The following is a 14,661-nucleotide window of genomic DNA, read 5'->3' as shown; positions in this document are numbered from 1 at the left end:
GCGAGGTGACGCGTTGCCTGCAGGCCGGGCTGACCAAGAGCCCGTTCATGACTCCTGAGGAGTCTGTTGGGACCATGGAACTGTTGGATGAGGCTCGTCGACAGATGGGTCTCCGGTATCCCAGCGATCTTCAGACTCCCACCGCAGCAGGTCCCCTGGCTGGCACTCCAGCACCTCACACAGCGCTTCGAGCGTAGTAAAACGCACCGCCTTCGCACGGCCGTTCTTTAGCACGGCCAAGTTGGCCGGGGTGATGCCTACCTTCTCGGCGAGCACTCCTACGGGCATTTTGCGCTTGGCGAGCATGACGTCAATGTCCACGATGATCGGCATCAGATCACCTCGTCCAGCTCGGACCGGAGATGCTCCGCTTCTGCGTCCCGGGCTACGGCTTGGGCGAGGAGGGTTCGCATCACCAGCACCACCAGGGCCACTCCCCCGATCAACAACGCCGCTCCACAGATCAGCAGCACGACGCCAGGGGCAATCTCACCGGGCGCCAGGATCACTGCGATGCCAAACATCAGTAACGCGGCGATTGCGATGGCTCCAAAAATGACGTCCACAAACCGGAAGGCCCTGTGGGAGAACACCGTCCCGCGGCGCACCATGGTCAGCAAACGCCACACGCAGACCGCCACCACCTGGACGCACAGAATACCCAGGACCACGATGGCGAGCAGCGCAATGCGGGGACCATCCGGGGCGCCAGCCTCAACGAGGTCGCCGGAGAGCAGCGGGACCATCCGCACCTGAACGAACAATGAACCCGCCACCACCATCGCGATTACTACCCGCAAGGCGAGGATTGTCAGCTTTCCCATGAGACTCCCTTATCGAACAACAGCCTTATTCTATCGTTATTCGATACTTAAGCAACTCTTCGAGAGTATTGTGGATAGTCAGCTTGCTTACTAAAGTTTCATTACTTAGGCTGGAACAGGTCAGACAAACAACTCTCACAGCGGCGGTCCACGCCCAAAAAGCACCCCGCTGCGCAACGAGGAGGAACAATGTCAGAACACAACATCGCAGGCAAGAAGGTCGCATTCCTGTTGACGGACGGCGTGGAGCAGGTGGAACTCACCAGCCCATGGCAGGCCGTCAAGGACGCGGGCGGCGAGCCAACGCTCGTGGCCCCATCCAAGGGAAAGCTCCAAGGCTTCAATGGCGTGGAGAAGGGTGACACCTTCGACGTCGATCTTGCCGTGGCCGACGCAAACGCCTCCGATTTCGACGCGCTGGTTCTCCCGGGCGGCGTCGTCAACGCGGATAACCTCCGAGTGGACAAGGACGCCCAAAACTTCACGCGCGCGTTCTTCGAACAGCACAAGCCGGTTGCATCGATCTGCCACGGCCCATGGATTTTCATCGACGCCGGCGTCATCAAGGGCCGCAACGTCACCTCGTTCCACACGCTCCAGTCGGACCTGAAGAATGCAGGCGCCAACTGGAGTGATGAGGAAGTGGTGTGCGACCAAGGCCTGGTCACCAGCCGCAACCCGGACGACCTGCCGGCCTTCAACAGCAAGCTCGTGGAGGAAATCTCCGAGGGCCAGCACGCAGGCCAGACCGCTTAGCGGTCACTGGCCCACCTACGCCAAGTGCCGCCGTCGTACTTTTACAAGAAGTACGACGGCGGCACTTGGCGTTTCGTGACTTGAAGGCTTGGTAGCGAGACTAGCCACGCACGGTGACGGAGAACTTCCACACGACTTTCCCGGTGTCGGTCATGGTGAAGCACTGGCTTGCGCGGGTCCAGGAGGAGTTCATGGTGAGGCGCTTCGTGTTGCACGAGGACTGTGAGCTGAAGTCGGTCGGGTACAGGTAGGTGTAGCCCGCAGCCTGCGCCGGCGCCGCAACCGCGAGGCCGCCGGAGGCAAGTGCGATCGCTGCTGCAAACGTGGCAATGGTCTTGTGACGCTTCATAGTCTCTCCCCACATAGGCCTCAACGAACATGGCCAAACTATCAGCGGAGACTAGGGGCCGAAATGGGCAGGAGTGCCCATGAATTCATTGAGGTCCGCAAGCGGAGCAAGTCCTATCCACTCGAGGCCTCGGGGCCGACAGTCGCTTAGTAGACCTTGAAGTGGTCAATCACTTTGTCGGCAAGGGCCTTGATGAACTCGCCGTCTTCACCCCTGTCCCACCGCTTCTCGACGGCATCGAGAGGGTACATAGCGAACGTAAGATCTTGAGATGGCATTCAGATCGCTTCTTCCTGGCGAAGTCCTCATCATGAAAACCCTGCTTGATCGTGTGGACGAGCCAAAGTGGAGCGCGCTCGATCTAGACGCCCTGCGGGTTAGCGACATGAACGACGGTGGAATGGGCAGCCTTCTATTTGAGAGCACGAAGCCATCCAGAAGGTTTGGACTTACCCTTTCGGAGGGTTGGTTTAACGATGAGGATGGCTTTCCCGTCCTAGTTGCGATCAATCTCGATAAGGACAACGACGTCTTCGAACTCGATAGCTGGAAAGTCGACTTCTCACCGCGCCGCCGGATGCCAAAATCGGCCGCGGAGATAGTTTCCGACCCGGCTGATCTGCAGCAGGAAGAGTATGTCGGGCCGAAACATATAAACGGTCGGCCGGACGCTCCTGACAAGCCGGGGTGACTTTCTCTCGTATATCAAGGAGGGGCTGGCGAAGTTGATTTAAGATGTCCGCGAAAACGGGCTGAGTCGTCCGGCTGGGAATGGAGCACCAGGCAGGACCGCATACCCCAAGGACGGAACTGTTGTCATGCGGGATCTTTTCCATAAGACGGAGGAAGTGTGTTCCGTCCGAAGGATTCATGGGGCTTCTGGTTTATGCAGTAGTTAAGAAACAGCATCGGAGAGCGTCGGTCAGTATGGTGAATACAGTTGCTTTAGATCTCAGTGATGAGGAGCGCTTGCTTCTCTGGCGGGGCTTGTTGGAGTGGGGTGGCCCCGCCCGCCCATCTGATGCGATGGCTGTGGCCATGGGTTTTCTTAGTATCAATGATCTGCTTGGTGAGGGCTCCCGAATTGGTGAGGTGATCAGGGCGGGAGGAGCTCTCAGCAAACCCGATTGGCGCCGTGCCCTGTTGGCCACGGAAATCGTGTTCGCCAGCGGTGTCGTGGGATCGGGGCTGGACTGGTCTATGACCACTGGTTTCCAAGACGACGAAACAATCGTGATCTTGCGGTCTATTCAGCGCAAGATGGCCGGCAGCCGCTATTGGGTTCTCGATAGCGTGACTACCTCGGATGTTCCGCCAGCGCCGCGGGTCACCGCGATGCCGCGTATTTCCCGGGTGTCAGAGGAGACCTTGCCGGAGTCTGCAGAGACTCGTCCGTTGATTGAGCTTGTCAATAGCACCGGTGCCACAGCGCAGCGTCAGCAAGTGAAGCGGGTGGTCGAGGGACTTGCATTGGGGTGCCTCTACTACGGAATTCTGCGACTGCCCAACGATAGGACGGCTGTTGCGTCCGCATTTACCAGTGCGTGGAGTTCTTGGCCCAAAGCACCGGAATTCAACAGCGTTAATGACTTGACTGTCGGAAACGACGTCTGGATTGAAATGGGAAAGTCAGAAAGCCGTAAGGGCCTCACTGCGGCCTGGGAACGCCGCTCCGTGCCGCATTTGATGCCGAGGTACGCGGATGACACGGTAACCGATTGCCTAAAGCTTGTTGCCGACGACAAAGCATCCGCAGGGGATTGGACTGACCTGGCCGAAAGTTACCTGCGGGCCCTTTCGCAGACTCCTTCGAGCAGCGCCACGTAGAGTTCCTGCCACAGTTGCGCGGGTTTTTCTGTCGTTTCTGGTGTGGGCTGGGTCGACCCCGGGTTGAACTAGACGATTGGTACAACGATCCCAAGGTCTCATCAGCGATGATCTATAACGTTGAGGACGCAACAGGTCGGGGTGTCCTTGGCACCTTCCCCAATGGGCTGTAAATCACGCAGGCCAGACAGCCTAGCGGCCAGCGACCCCCTACAGCTAGTGCCGCCGTCGTACTTTCACAAGAAGTACGACGGCGGCACGTGGCGTTTCCCTGCAAAGTTGCCCGCTGCTTTAGAACAATGCGGTGAAGACGTCCCAGTCGGCGCCAACCAAAGTCCGGGGTTTCCAGCTTCCCGACTTGAAGGGGTAGAGATACATGTACCCCGCGCCGTCGATTCCGTAAATGTCGGTCCAGCCGTCGTAGTCCCGGTCGCCGGCGCTGAACACGCCCTTGAAGGACTGCCAACCCGAGCCGATCACCTTCGAGCCAAGCCAACCACCCTTGCCATTGGAGGAATAGAGGAACAACTGGCCACCCGCATTCGTGGCGAGGATGTCGGCGTGCGAGTCTCCGTCAAAGTCGCCTGTTGAGAAGACCCTGTTGAACATGTTCCAGCCAGCACCGACTTGCCGTGGAGCCAGCCAGCCACCTTTGCCGTTACCCGGGTAGAGGAGCAGCCTGCCGTCCCGGTTTCTGGCCAGGACGTCATCGTGGCCGTCCGAGTCAAAATCGCCGGGAGCAATGAGTTCAGTCATGCCCTGCCAACCAACGCCCACCAACGAAGCCGGTTTCCACCAGTATTGACCGTCAGCGGGGTACATCCACAGTTCTCCGGAGGGCTTCCGGGCCAGCACATCGGCGTGCCCGTCCTCATTGAAGTCCCCGGGAGAGAAAATCTTGTCAAAGACGTTCCAACCCGTTCCAATCTCCTTGGGGAACGCTCCGAAGTTGCGGCCCCACATCCAGAGCCTGCCGTCACTAGTCCGGGCCATCAGAAAGTCGCTGACTTCCCGATTGACATAGTTCCGAGACGGGGCCGGATTAGTCACATATTCAGTGGAATCACTGACGAAACGGCCTACAACTTTGCCTCCAAGCGAAACAACGGCTGTGACGCGCACAGTTCCTCCGCCGTCTGCGTCTTTGACAACATAGTCCACGCCAGGGGGAAGCCCCGTGCCAGCGGAATACGACGTGGAGTTAGTAAGCCAAAAAAATTCCACCTTGGGAGTCGTGCCGACCGGGATGCCCTTGATGGACGAGACGTCAAAACTTGCCTTCAATGCGGAGTTGATCCAGGGCTTCCCTGAGACAGCGATCGGGCCGCTCGTGACGAACAGATAGGGCTCCGATTCCGCGGATACCGATGTGAACCCCGGGGTTACCGTTGTGACGCGCAAGGACACTTCCTTCCCCGCATCAGCGGATCGGACGGACCCTTCGAATGGCTCCGTTCCGGATTCGTAGCGAAAGAGCTTCGCAACTCCCCCCGAAACCCACTGCACGTGCACCTTCGTGACGCCTGCGGTCCATGTACCGGGAGATACCGTGCCGTTTACCCCATAGTTCCAGTTGCTCCACACATCTTGCTTCGCTTGGAATTTCGGCAAAACCGAGGCTTGGGGGGTCCGCAAAACTCTCGAAGGGTTACTGACGGCGAAGTCAGCATTTTGAAGCAGCGGATCCCCAGCGTTGTCGCTGAACAGAAAATCGGATGAGCTGTTCCTTCGGGCCGCAGTTTCGGCCGGGTAGGATTGACCGCTTTTTTGGAAGACAATACGAACGTCGGTCAACCGCTGCAGACCTTCGTAAAAGTCGCTGGCGCCAATGGCTGCCGTGGCCTCAGCTGTGAATGGGCCGGGCCCAGGGTCTCCCGTCCAGATCAGGCTACGAGGCTCGGACAAGGACGCATCACGGTACCGGAACTCCACGCGTTGCGCAGGCTGGCTAAGCGTAAATCGCACCTTCGCAGTCTGCCCAGGCGCTAGTTGGGCTGCGGAGACCAATTCAACGGCCGTGAGTTGGGGAGCTTCGCTCGCCACTGTGACGGCATTGGCCGGTAGGGCGGGGAGCGCGACCATCATCAATAGCACTGCCACAAGCGCAGCCGTCAGCTTCGACAAAAGGCTAAGTTGACGTGATTTTTCCGGCACGCCAGCGGCGGTACTTGAGCGCACTTATCCCCCAATATTCAGGCTATGGATGGCCTGATAGAGGCCTCTCGGTAGAGAATACAGTTTCCTCGCAGAAATACGTGCTATGTGACCGCGGCGCTGGCGGCAGCTCCGCCGTCGTATTGTTGCGCAGGTCACACTCGGCGCATACGCTGGGGACGCTGCAGCGTGGCAGCAAGGATGAAAGGCAGTACATTGGCCAGCGACAAGCTCTCCGTAGTTGTTCGCGTCGACGTTGACGGCGAACAGATCCAGATCGCAGCGACCGGTCGAGTGACCACCTCCAGCCTCCAAGGGCTCTACCCGGTGGTTCAGCGCACCAAGGGTTTGGGTGGAGGACTCGGCGTTGAGATGGACCTTTCCCAAGCGACCATTGACCCGGACGCACTGGATCAGCTGCAGGGCTACGCAGCACTCCATGCCGTTCCGCTTCGCTTCGCGGCAGACTTCAGCAACGTGACTGCACTCCCCTCCTGGGGCCTCCAGACCGCCAGCCGCGCCGCCTAAAACAAAGCACCCTTCGTCCCAACAGGAGATCCACATGCGCAAAGTCACCGCTGGCCTTTTCCACTCAGTGGACGGCGTAGTTCAGGACCCCTTCAAGTTCCAGTTCGGCAGCTTCGACGACGAACTCGGTACGGGACTCACCAAGATGATCAACACCGTGGACACCGTGGTGTTGGGCCGTGTCAGCTACCAGGAATGGGCCGGATATTGGCCGAACGCGCAGCAAGACGACGACTTTGCAGCCTTCATCAACCCGATCGAGAAGTTCGTTGCATCCCGAACCCTCACCGAACCCCTTGAATGGGAGAACTCGCACCTGATCGAGGGTGATGTTGAGCAGTTCGTCACCGAGCTGAAGTCGCGGGACGGCGGCGAAATCGCGGTCTGCGGCAGCATTTCCCTGGTCCGCCAGCTGCTATTTGCAGGCATCCTGGACGAACTCACCCTGATGACGCACCCGGTGGTGGCCGGCAGCGGGCGACGACTTTTTGAAGACGGCGATCCCCTGCACCGGCTCGTCCTCGAGAATCAGTACGCCACCAGCAAGGGCAACGTGGTCAGCACGTACAGCTTGCGAAAAGACTGAATGCACGACGGCGCCACCCGCCTGCCGCCGTCGGGCCGCCTCAGCGGTCACCCCAACAGCAACGACGCGCCAAGTTCGCTCCTGAAGTAGAGCACGCTGCGGCCGTAACGGGTTGAGGTCACCAGTCCGGCGTCCCGGAGCACCCTAAGATGCTGATTTACGGCGGACGTTGTGACGCCAAAGCGTAGGCCCAGCTCGGTGGACGAGGCCGGGGCAGCAAGGGCCGTGAGCAGACTGGTCCGAACCTCACCCAACACGGCCACTATCGCGGCCGGATTCGTGACCCGCTCCGCCTCCCACATGGCACCTTGGCCCCGAGCCGGGTACATCAGCAGCGGTGGATCGCCATGGTTCACGGGAGCAGAAGCCCTGCGGGTGAACATGGTGGGAACCAAGGTCAACCCCAGGCCGTCGGTTTTCTCGGTCCTCGACGCCGGGTTCTTCAACCGCACGGAAATCACGCGACCGTCGAATTCCACAGCGTAGGACAAGTCGTTCAGCATAGTAAACAACCCACCCTGCGCGATCTGCCGGCCGCGGTAGACGATGTCCGCTTCCAAAATGGTGCGCATGCGCAGCCAATGGGGTGCGAAGCAGGTGTCCCAGAACTCCCTGAGGATCCGGACCATTCGCCGGATAGCTGGAGCAACAGGGCCGGAAAAGATGGACGGAACTGCGCCGTGCACCCGGATCAGGTCCCCATGAAATTGGGTGGCCGAAATCTGCTCCAATGCCGCAAATTCGTCGTCGATCCGCGTAAGTGGGGACTCGGGCCGCGGGTTCAGGAAGTCCGGTGTCCACAATCGGTCATCCACCAAGGCCAGCAATCCATCCAAGTCCAAGCGTGAGCGGGCCTCTTCCGTCCGGCGCAGCCAAGGCAGCTGAAGTGGATAATGGCTCGGGTCGCGGATAGCCCTGAGGGACAGTCCAAGTTCACAGAGAGGCGAGATGCCAAAGCGCACGCCGCCCAGATCTGCGTCTGACAACTCGTACTTCAACATGAAGCATTACGCTACATCAATTCCAGCCACTGCCAGGGGGGTGGCAGAACTACAAGTGTGACTAATTCCCCCGCAGATACCGCACCGGCTCAACAGCACGGCCTCCGCGTCGCACTCTCAGATCCCACCCTCAAGATCCTTGCTTCTGCCATCCTCGTAGCCACAGTGGGCCGCGGTATCTTCCTCACGTTGACAGTGCTGTACTTCAGCCGCTTCGTCGGATTGAGCGCCTTAGAAATCGCCACGATTCTCACTGCGTCCAGCGGGGTCGGCGTTGCCACGTCGTATATCGGCGGTCGACTCGCCGACCACTTTTCAGCCCGTCGACTCCTGGTGGGCATGGTCGCCATCGAAGGTCTCGCGATCGCAAGCTATACATTCGCCGGGAACTTCAGCACCGCCGTCGTGATTGCCTGCATCGCAGTGGGAGTAAACCGGGGCGCGAATGCCACGCGTTCCGCGATCATCGCCCGGGCGTTCGACGGCCCAAACCGCGTGAATGCGCGCGCAGTCCTCCGCACCATCACCAACCTGGGCATTGCCGTTGGAGGCATGATTGCCGGACTCGCACTGTTGGCCGGAACCGCCGACGCATTTCGGGGAATGATGCTGTGCGCCGGCGTGGTCTACATCCTGAGTGCGCTGTACTTGCGCCGCCTCCCCCAGCACGTAGATGCACCGCGCCGCGATCCCGCCACCCCTGCACCGAAGCGCGGAATCTCCCCCTTCAGGGACCGTCGCTACGTACTGCTGACCGTGCTGTCCGGTATTTTCGGCATGCAGTTCGGGCTCGCCGAGATGGGCGTTCCTTTGTGGATTTCACAGGACACCAGCGCGCCAGAGGTCCTGATATCGGTCATCCTTGTCATCAACACCCTGTGTGTCGTCCTGCTGCAAGTGCCGCTCTCCCGGGGCACCGACCACCCTCGCCGTGCAGGAAAGATCGTGCTGACTGGTGGGGTGCTCATGGCTCTGGCCTGCGTGCTCTACGCCTCGGCGGGCGGGGCGCCGGCCATCGCCGCCATCGCCCTGCTGTGCGGCGCTGCCCTCCTGCATGCGTTCGCGGAAATCCTCTCACAAGCGGGAGCCTGGGGACTTAGCTTCGAGCTCGCCAATCCACTCCAAGCCGGCGCTTACCAAGGGATGTTCGGTATGGGATCGGCGCTGGGCGCCATGCTCGCACCGCTGGTGGTGACCGCCACCGTCGTCGAACATGGCGCGCTGGGCTGGGGCATCCTGGGTGCCGTCTTCCTTGCGACGGCGGCGGGAACCTGGCTGATAGCCCGAAAGGCATCAACGACGGCGGAAGTCGCCTAAGCAGCCAGGCGCAGATGGCTGTCTCCCGCAGGGAATGATCCCTGAAGAAACAGCCATTTGCCTGATCCAAACGTCAGTGGCTACCCGTCACCTCCTGCCAGGGAAGCCTGTGGCCGTTGCAGAGGAGACTGGGAGATTCTCCACGGGCGGCCAGCTCAGCTTTAAGCCCCTGCCTGACCGCTTGACCGTAGGACTGCACCCTTCCACCCTCAGGGTAGGCAGCATCGGGATCATCGTTCAGGCCGGAATATGAGCAGATTGAATTGGAGTTCTCAGGGCCCTTTTCCACTTGGCCGGCGGCGAATGCCGGAGTGCCGGACAACGCGGTCAGGGCACCGACACAGAGTGCGGCGGAAAGAATTTTGATGCGCATTGCTATACCTCGCTTCGTTTGACGTGGCGTGCGCTCCCCAGCCAGCCCGACGCAGGTTGGATTAAGATAGCGCAGCTCCGAACCGAAGTTAAGACCCGCACTGTAGTTATCTCAGGCAGGAAGATCCGGAGCTATTCAAGGAGAAACCGCTGCAGAAAGCTCCGCAGCCGCGACGCTCTAGGCTGCCTACTCCATGGGTCCGGAACGGAGGCTCCGTCCACGGCCGAGCAATCCGGGCAAGGCCCATCAGGGAACTCACCCATTTGTTTCCAGATCCGCCCTTCCAGGCAGTGGTGGTTCCGGCATTCCTCGTGCTCCATGGATCATCCCCCAACGCAACAACTCTGGCGCTTAGTCTGTGGCGACCTGGGATGATTTATGGCGCGGAAGTGGGGCAGGAAGCACAGCGCATATCAGCGGGAGCTCTTGTAACGCATCTGATGGATCGCCGGACGGGGGCCGCTCGCGTAGGGGCGTGTGGCCGGCCCGGGGGGTCTAAGTCAGAACCGGCCACACTGTCCGCTTGAGCGAGCGGACGTACACACGGCCGGCCAGCCAACAGATGGGGCCCTGCTCGTGCGCCGTGACCGGCCGACAAAAGGGTCTCGTCTTCTCGTCAGCCGTGGCTGCGGTTCCGCATTCTAGATGCGCCCTGCAGCCTGTCACTACTTAGTAGTGAAGCCACTAGGCGGAACATGGCATGGTTCAGCGCGCTTTTTGTTTGCCGAGCCAAAAGGGCTATTTCTTCCCGGCCTTAAGATCCGCGATCATCTTGGCAATCCGTCGCGCGCGGGTCTCCGCAGTCTTGGCATCCCCAATCGGTTCCACGTAACGCCGCTGCGCGCTGTAGTTGAGCGTTCCGTAGAAGGTCCTCGCTTCTGGCTCGGCGTCCAGAGCAGCTGTAAGATCATCCGGCACCTCCACAACGCGCGGCTGGGTGTCCACCTCCAGGCCCACCTCGACGGTGTCCCCTGCCGCGGCGCCGATCAGCTCCCGGTTGGCCGAGCTAACGCCCACCATGTACTTCCCGCCCATCACCGCGATGCTGCTGCGGTAGCTCTGACCGTTGATGGTCACCACCACCGGCGGCCGTTTGCCTGCGCCCAGCCCCTCAACGATCTGTTCAGGAACTTCAATGCCCGCCTTGTTGCCTTCGCCCACAACGGTGGTTGTGAATTTCATGTCCCAAGTATGCCGCCGGTCAGCGGTGGACGCGCCCCATCAGCAGGACTAGGTTCAACGTACGCCCCACGTTAACCAAGGAGAGAGAACATGGACGAGCAGGACCTTTTGCAACGAATTCAGTCTCTTGTGGAGGAAGAGCACCGCCTCCGCGACGCTGCCGGGTCAGACGACGACGGCGGCGACAGCACGGCGCGCCTGGCTCATCTGGAAGCCCAGCTCGATCAGTGCTGGGATTTGCTCCGCCAGCGCAGGGCGAAGCGGGATGCCGGGGAGAACCCGGACAGCGCCGAACCGCGCCCCATCAGCGAAGTTGAGGGCTACCGGCAGTAACTACGCTCCTTCAAGCACCTGACTGGTAGCCCACGCGAGGTATTTGGCGGCGTTAGCAACGGCGTCGGCGACGTCCGGGACGCCATCCTTGCGCTGCGCAACGTCCAGCAACTGGGCTGCAGCAACAATGCCGTGTTTCGCCAGGTCTTCCGGCGTGACTGTGATGCGTCCAGCCACCGCGATCACCGGGATGCCATGCACGCTCGCGGCGTCAGCCAGCGCGATGGGTGCCTTGCCGGTGAGCGACTGCTCGTCCATGGAACCTTCACCGGTGATCACCAGATCGGCCTCGCCCAAGTGCTTTGCCAGGCCGGTCAGCCCGGCCACCAGCGCAAACCCGCCTTCCAGCGCGGAGTCACTGAAAGCCAGGAACGACGCCGGGAACCCGCCCGCTGCCCCAGCTCCCGGAACGTTGACATCGCGGCCCGTGGCCTCCCGAAGGAGCGACGCCCAATTGCGGAGACCGGCGTCGAGTTTTTCCACGGCGTCCTCATCCGCACCCTTCTGGGGGCCGAAAACGTGCGCGGCACCTTCCGGCCCGTACAGCGGGTTTTGAACGTCGACGGCGATCCTGAACTTCACGGCGGACAGCCGGGGATCCAGCTCGGAGACATCCAAGGCAACGACGTCGGCAAGGGAACCTCCGCCGAGGGGCACTACATTGCCGGCCGCATCAAGGGGTTTGAGTCCCAAGGCACGCAAGGCGCCGCTACCGGCGTCGGACATCGCTGAGCCGCCCAAGCCGAGCACGATCTCGGTAGCGCCGGCGTCGAGGGCCGCCGCTACGAGTTGGCCGCAGCCGTAGCTATGGGCGCGCAGCGAATTCTCAGGTGTCGGCTCCATGTGGGCCAGACCGGACGCCATGGCTGTCTCAATGACTGCGCTTGCCCCACCGAAAGCATCCTTGCGGATGGCCCACGAGGCTCCGACAGGCTTGAGGATAGGGCCCACAACCGCGTTGTTCCGTTCCTCGTAGCCCGCAGCGATCGCGGCGTCGAGGGTACCTTCCCCGCCGTCGGCAACGGGAAACTGAGTGGTCACGGCATCCGGGTAAACGCGCAGGGCACCTTCGGCCATGGCTGACGCGGCTTCGGCGGCGGTCAGTGATCCCTTGAACTTGTCCGGGGCGATGAGGATACGCATGGCTCCTATCTTGCCAGCTTGCCCCGGAAAGCGCTTGCCCGCAGCGTAACGTTGGCTCTCAGAGGCTGAACGTAGGGGTGGATCCGGCCGGGGCTTCGGGCGTCGCACCCGTTGCCGCCAAATGCCCCCGTAACCTCTGGTGCGATCCGCGCGAAAGGGTGCGGAGCCTACGCCGCAGCCCCGCAGAACTATCCGTTGATCACCCGCACGGGAGCCCCATCAAGCCACCCCTTAACATCTTCGAACGCCCCGCCATAGAACTGCCGGTAGCTCTCGTGCGTCACGTAGCCGACATGCGGCGAAAGCGCTGTCCTCGAGGAATGCAGCAGCGCGTGCCCGGAGGGAAGAGGTTCCTCGTCGAACACATCCAGCGCAGCGCCGCGGATCCACCCCTCTTCAAGGGCCTGGATGAGCGCCGCTTCGTCCACCAGGGGGCCACGTGCGGTGTTGACCAGCACGCCCTCGGGGCCCAGTAGACGCAACTCCTTCGAACCCACAATCCCCTCCGTCCGCTCAGACAAGCGAAGGTGCAGCGTCACGACGTCGGACTCACGGAACAACTCCTCCTTGCTGACCTTCCGGGCGCCCGCATCAGCGGCGACCTCAGCTGTAAGGTTTTGGCTCCAGGCGAGGACGTCCATACCGAATGCCTTCGCATAGCCGGCCATACGTTTGCCGATCTTGCCCAGGCCAACAATTCCCAGCGTCTTGCCTTCGAGTTCGAACCCCACGCCGGTCTGCCAGGTACCGGCCCGCAGCGAGTTCTCCTCCACCGTCAGATTCCGGGCAAAGGCCATCAACAAGGCCCATGTCAGTTCCGGCGCCGCAGCCGGAGAGCCCGCCGTTCCGCACACCGCGATCCCGCGTTCGGCCGCGGCCTCAAGATCGATCGCTGCATTCGCCATGCCGGTGGTCACCAGCAGCTTCAGGTTCGGCAGCGCCTCAAGGACGTCCGGTGGGAAACGGGTGCGTTCGCGCATCGCCACAATGATGTCGAATGGTGCCAAAGCGGCCACTGCTTGCTCTTGCGATACGAAAGGCGCGCTGAAGACGCTCACTTTCACGCCGTCGTCGAGCAGTGAATCCCACGGGGCGTAATCGCCGGAGACCTGCTGGTAATCATCCAGGATGGCTAAACGGAATCGGGTCACACTCCATATCCTTGCGCGGCGGCCGATGGTACTCAACCCCCTGCGCCGAGTTTTAGACCCATTGGCCCCAGCGCACCAGGACTTCCTTCAGGAGATCCAGCCGGTCGGACACAATACCGTCCACACCCAGGTCCAGCAGACGCTCCATCTCCGCCGGATCGTTGACGGTCCACACATGAACCTGCCTACCCAGACGGTGCGCGCGCCGTACGAATCCGGGCGTCACCACGGGGAACCGGCCGTAGCGGACAGGAACCTGGAAAACGTCGACGCCGGAGAGCAGCTTGCGTGCCAAAGGAACCGGAAGCACCGGCCCAAGAAGTACGAAGATCGCGGTGAGGGAGCTGCCCGCAGAAGAGGCAACTCGCCGTGAAAGCCTGGCAAGAACTGCGCGGCGCCGCCTGTCCGAGAAGCTGGTGACCAAAACCCGGTCATGGACGCCATGCTTCTCGATCGCAGCGGCCAAAGGACCCACGGAGTTCCAGTCCTTGACGTCCAGGTTCAGCCGGGCATGGGGCAACGACGTGACCAGCTCATCAAAAGTTGGCACCGGCTCCACCCCGCCAATACGCGCCGCAGCCACCGCAGCAGCGGTCAACTCCGAAACCTTGCCCCCGGAATCGGTCACGCGGTCCAAAGAGGAGTCATGGAACACCAGCAGTACGCCGTCGGATGTCGTGTGGACATCCGTTTCCAGATGAACAGTTCCGAATTTCATTGCAGCGTGGAAAGCGGCCATGGAATTCTCCAGGCCATCCAAGGAGAAACCCCGGTGGGCGAAGGCCAAAGGGCCCACCGAACCGTCCTTGCGGAGGAAATAGGGCAGCGTCACTCCCGTAGCGTAGCCCATCGCTAAGGGGCGCTTAGCTCTCCTGCGGGAGGGTCGCCGTCGTTTGCGGAACGATCGCCACGCCGTCGCTGACGTGCACCAGCGTCCGGCCGCGACCGTCGTCGAGCTCCACCCACACCGCGGTGGCATCGCCGGTGACGGCGTCCACAACACCTGCGGACTCGAAACCAGGAGTCAGCGTGACATTGACGCGGTCGCCCTGACGAAGCGAACGCCAATGATGATCCGGTTCGATGCGCCGCAAAGGCGCGGTGTTGACATTGTTGATCCGACGCTTAGCCATGGTT

Annotated in this window: 19 protein-coding genes; 7 read left to right on the top strand and 12 right to left on the bottom strand. The window is 61.3% G+C overall.

The features are described 5' to 3' along the window. Nucleotides 1-45: 45 nt before the first annotated feature. Complete coding sequence (locus tag LDN70_RS00430; protein WP_308196359.1) at nt 46-333, bottom strand: helix-turn-helix domain-containing protein; 288 nt, start codon at nt 331-333, stop codon at nt 46-48. Then, the gene (locus LDN70_RS00425) at nt 333-824 is read right to left on the bottom strand and encodes a DUF2975 domain-containing protein (RefSeq protein WP_223941379.1); all 492 of its coding nucleotides are present in this window, start codon (nt 822-824) and stop codon (nt 333-335) included. Before LDN70_RS00425 ends, LDN70_RS00430 begins: the two co-directional genes overlap by 1 nt. A gap of 189 nt (nt 825-1,013) precedes the next feature. Between LDN70_RS00425 and LDN70_RS00420 the strand changes: the two genes are divergently transcribed. Beyond that, on the top strand, nt 1,014-1,580 hold the full coding sequence (locus tag LDN70_RS00420) for a type 1 glutamine amidotransferase domain-containing protein (protein ID WP_223941378.1): 567 nt from the start codon (nt 1,014-1,016) through the stop codon (nt 1,578-1,580). A gap of 100 nt (nt 1,581-1,680) precedes the next feature. Here LDN70_RS00420 and LDN70_RS00415 read toward each other — a convergent pair whose 3' ends face one another. Together LDN70_RS00415 and LDN70_RS21105 are read right to left on the bottom strand one after the other, a co-directional pair. Then, the gene (locus tag LDN70_RS00415) at nt 1,681-1,929 is read right to left on the bottom strand and encodes a hypothetical protein (RefSeq protein ID WP_223941377.1); all 249 of its coding nucleotides are present in this window, start codon (nt 1,927-1,929) and stop codon (nt 1,681-1,683) included. Nucleotides 1,930-2,075: 146 nt separating this feature from the next. Then, complete coding sequence (locus tag LDN70_RS21105) at nt 2,076-2,207, bottom strand: hypothetical protein (protein WP_286198872.1); 132 nt, start codon at nt 2,205-2,207, stop codon at nt 2,076-2,078. Between LDN70_RS21105 and LDN70_RS00410 the strand changes: the two genes are divergently transcribed. Together LDN70_RS00410 and LDN70_RS00405 are read left to right on the top strand one after the other, a co-directional pair. After that, complete coding sequence (locus tag LDN70_RS00410) at nt 2,201-2,620, top strand: DUF6984 family protein (RefSeq protein ID WP_223941376.1); 420 nt, start codon at nt 2,201-2,203, stop codon at nt 2,618-2,620. The genes LDN70_RS21105 and LDN70_RS00410 overlap by 7 nt on opposite strands. 179 nt (nt 2,621-2,799) lie before the next feature. Beyond that, nucleotides 2,800-3,756, top strand: coding sequence for a hypothetical protein (locus LDN70_RS00405; RefSeq protein WP_223941375.1), 957 nt, complete (start codon nt 2,800-2,802; stop codon nt 3,754-3,756). Between the two features lie 291 nt (nt 3,757-4,047). On the opposite strand, the gene LDN70_RS00400 is transcribed toward LDN70_RS00405, so the two are convergent. Then, a complete protein-coding gene (locus LDN70_RS00400) occupies nt 4,048-5,157 on the bottom strand; it encodes an FG-GAP repeat domain-containing protein (RefSeq protein ID WP_223941374.1) in 1,110 nt (369 codons plus the stop codon). A gap of 954 nt (nt 5,158-6,111) precedes the next feature. Between LDN70_RS00400 and LDN70_RS00395 the strand changes: the two genes are divergently transcribed. Both LDN70_RS00395 and LDN70_RS00390 read left to right on the top strand, forming a co-directional pair. Continuing rightward, nucleotides 6,112-6,438, top strand: coding sequence for a hypothetical protein (locus LDN70_RS00395; RefSeq protein ID WP_142937238.1), 327 nt, complete (start codon nt 6,112-6,114; stop codon nt 6,436-6,438). Between the two features lie 34 nt (nt 6,439-6,472). Then, the gene (locus tag LDN70_RS00390) at nt 6,473-7,024 is read left to right on the top strand and encodes a dihydrofolate reductase family protein (protein WP_223941373.1); all 552 of its coding nucleotides are present in this window, start codon (nt 6,473-6,475) and stop codon (nt 7,022-7,024) included. 47 nt (nt 7,025-7,071) lie between these two features. On the opposite strand, the gene LDN70_RS00385 is transcribed toward LDN70_RS00390, so the two are convergent. Then, nucleotides 7,072-8,025, bottom strand: a complete 954-nt coding sequence (locus LDN70_RS00385; RefSeq protein ID WP_223941372.1) for an ArsR/SmtB family transcription factor — start codon at nt 8,023-8,025, stop codon at nt 7,072-7,074. Nucleotides 8,026-8,082: 57 nt separating this feature from the next. On the opposite strand from LDN70_RS00385, the gene LDN70_RS00380 reads away from it, so the two are divergent. After that, the gene (locus LDN70_RS00380; RefSeq protein ID WP_223941371.1) at nt 8,083-9,342 is read left to right on the top strand and encodes an MFS transporter; all 1,260 of its coding nucleotides are present in this window, start codon (nt 8,083-8,085) and stop codon (nt 9,340-9,342) included. A gap of 73 nt (nt 9,343-9,415) precedes the next feature. Here the strand turns inward: LDN70_RS00380 and LDN70_RS00375 are convergent, their stop codons facing one another. Beyond that, nucleotides 9,416-9,715, bottom strand: coding sequence for a hypothetical protein (locus LDN70_RS00375; protein ID WP_223941370.1), 300 nt, complete (start codon nt 9,713-9,715; stop codon nt 9,416-9,418). Nucleotides 9,716-10,453: 738 nt separating this feature from the next. Continuing rightward, entirely contained in the window at nt 10,454-10,897 is a 444-nt protein-coding gene (locus LDN70_RS00370; protein ID WP_223941369.1) for a YdeI/OmpD-associated family protein, read from the bottom strand. Nucleotides 10,898-10,987: 90 nt separating this feature from the next. Between LDN70_RS00370 and LDN70_RS00365 the strand changes: the two genes are divergently transcribed. Beyond that, nucleotides 10,988-11,230, top strand: coding sequence for a DUF2630 family protein (locus LDN70_RS00365; RefSeq protein WP_223941368.1), 243 nt, complete (start codon nt 10,988-10,990; stop codon nt 11,228-11,230). Here LDN70_RS00365 and LDN70_RS00360 read toward each other — a convergent pair whose 3' ends face one another. From LDN70_RS00360 to LDN70_RS00345, 4 genes are all read right to left on the bottom strand, one after another. After that, nucleotides 11,231-12,373 (bottom strand): glycerate kinase, encoded by a 1,143-nt coding sequence (locus tag LDN70_RS00360; RefSeq protein ID WP_142937244.1) that lies wholly within the window; start codon nt 12,371-12,373, stop codon nt 11,231-11,233. 188 nt (nt 12,374-12,561) lie between these two features. Beyond that, nucleotides 12,562-13,524 (bottom strand): D-2-hydroxyacid dehydrogenase family protein, encoded by a 963-nt coding sequence (locus LDN70_RS00355; protein ID WP_223941367.1) that lies wholly within the window; start codon nt 13,522-13,524, stop codon nt 12,562-12,564. 52 nt (nt 13,525-13,576) lie between these two features. Beyond that, entirely contained in the window at nt 13,577-14,374 is a 798-nt protein-coding gene (locus tag LDN70_RS00350; RefSeq protein WP_223941366.1) for a glycerophosphodiester phosphodiesterase family protein, read from the bottom strand. Between the two features lie 13 nt (nt 14,375-14,387). Beyond that, nucleotides 14,388-14,657 carry a hypothetical protein gene (locus LDN70_RS00345; protein ID WP_166842652.1) on the bottom strand — a complete coding sequence of 90 codons (270 nt, stop codon included), beginning with the start codon at nt 14,655-14,657 and terminating at the stop codon, nt 14,388-14,390. Nucleotides 14,658-14,661 lie beyond the last annotated feature (4 nt).

The sequence above is a fragment of the Arthrobacter sp. StoSoilB22 genome, from assembly GCF_019977315.1.
Taxonomy (GTDB): domain Bacteria; phylum Actinomycetota; class Actinomycetes; order Actinomycetales; family Micrococcaceae; genus Arthrobacter.
The sequence above is the reverse complement of the archived record's forward strand: the minus strand, read 5'-3'. Positions and strand labels throughout refer to the sequence as shown.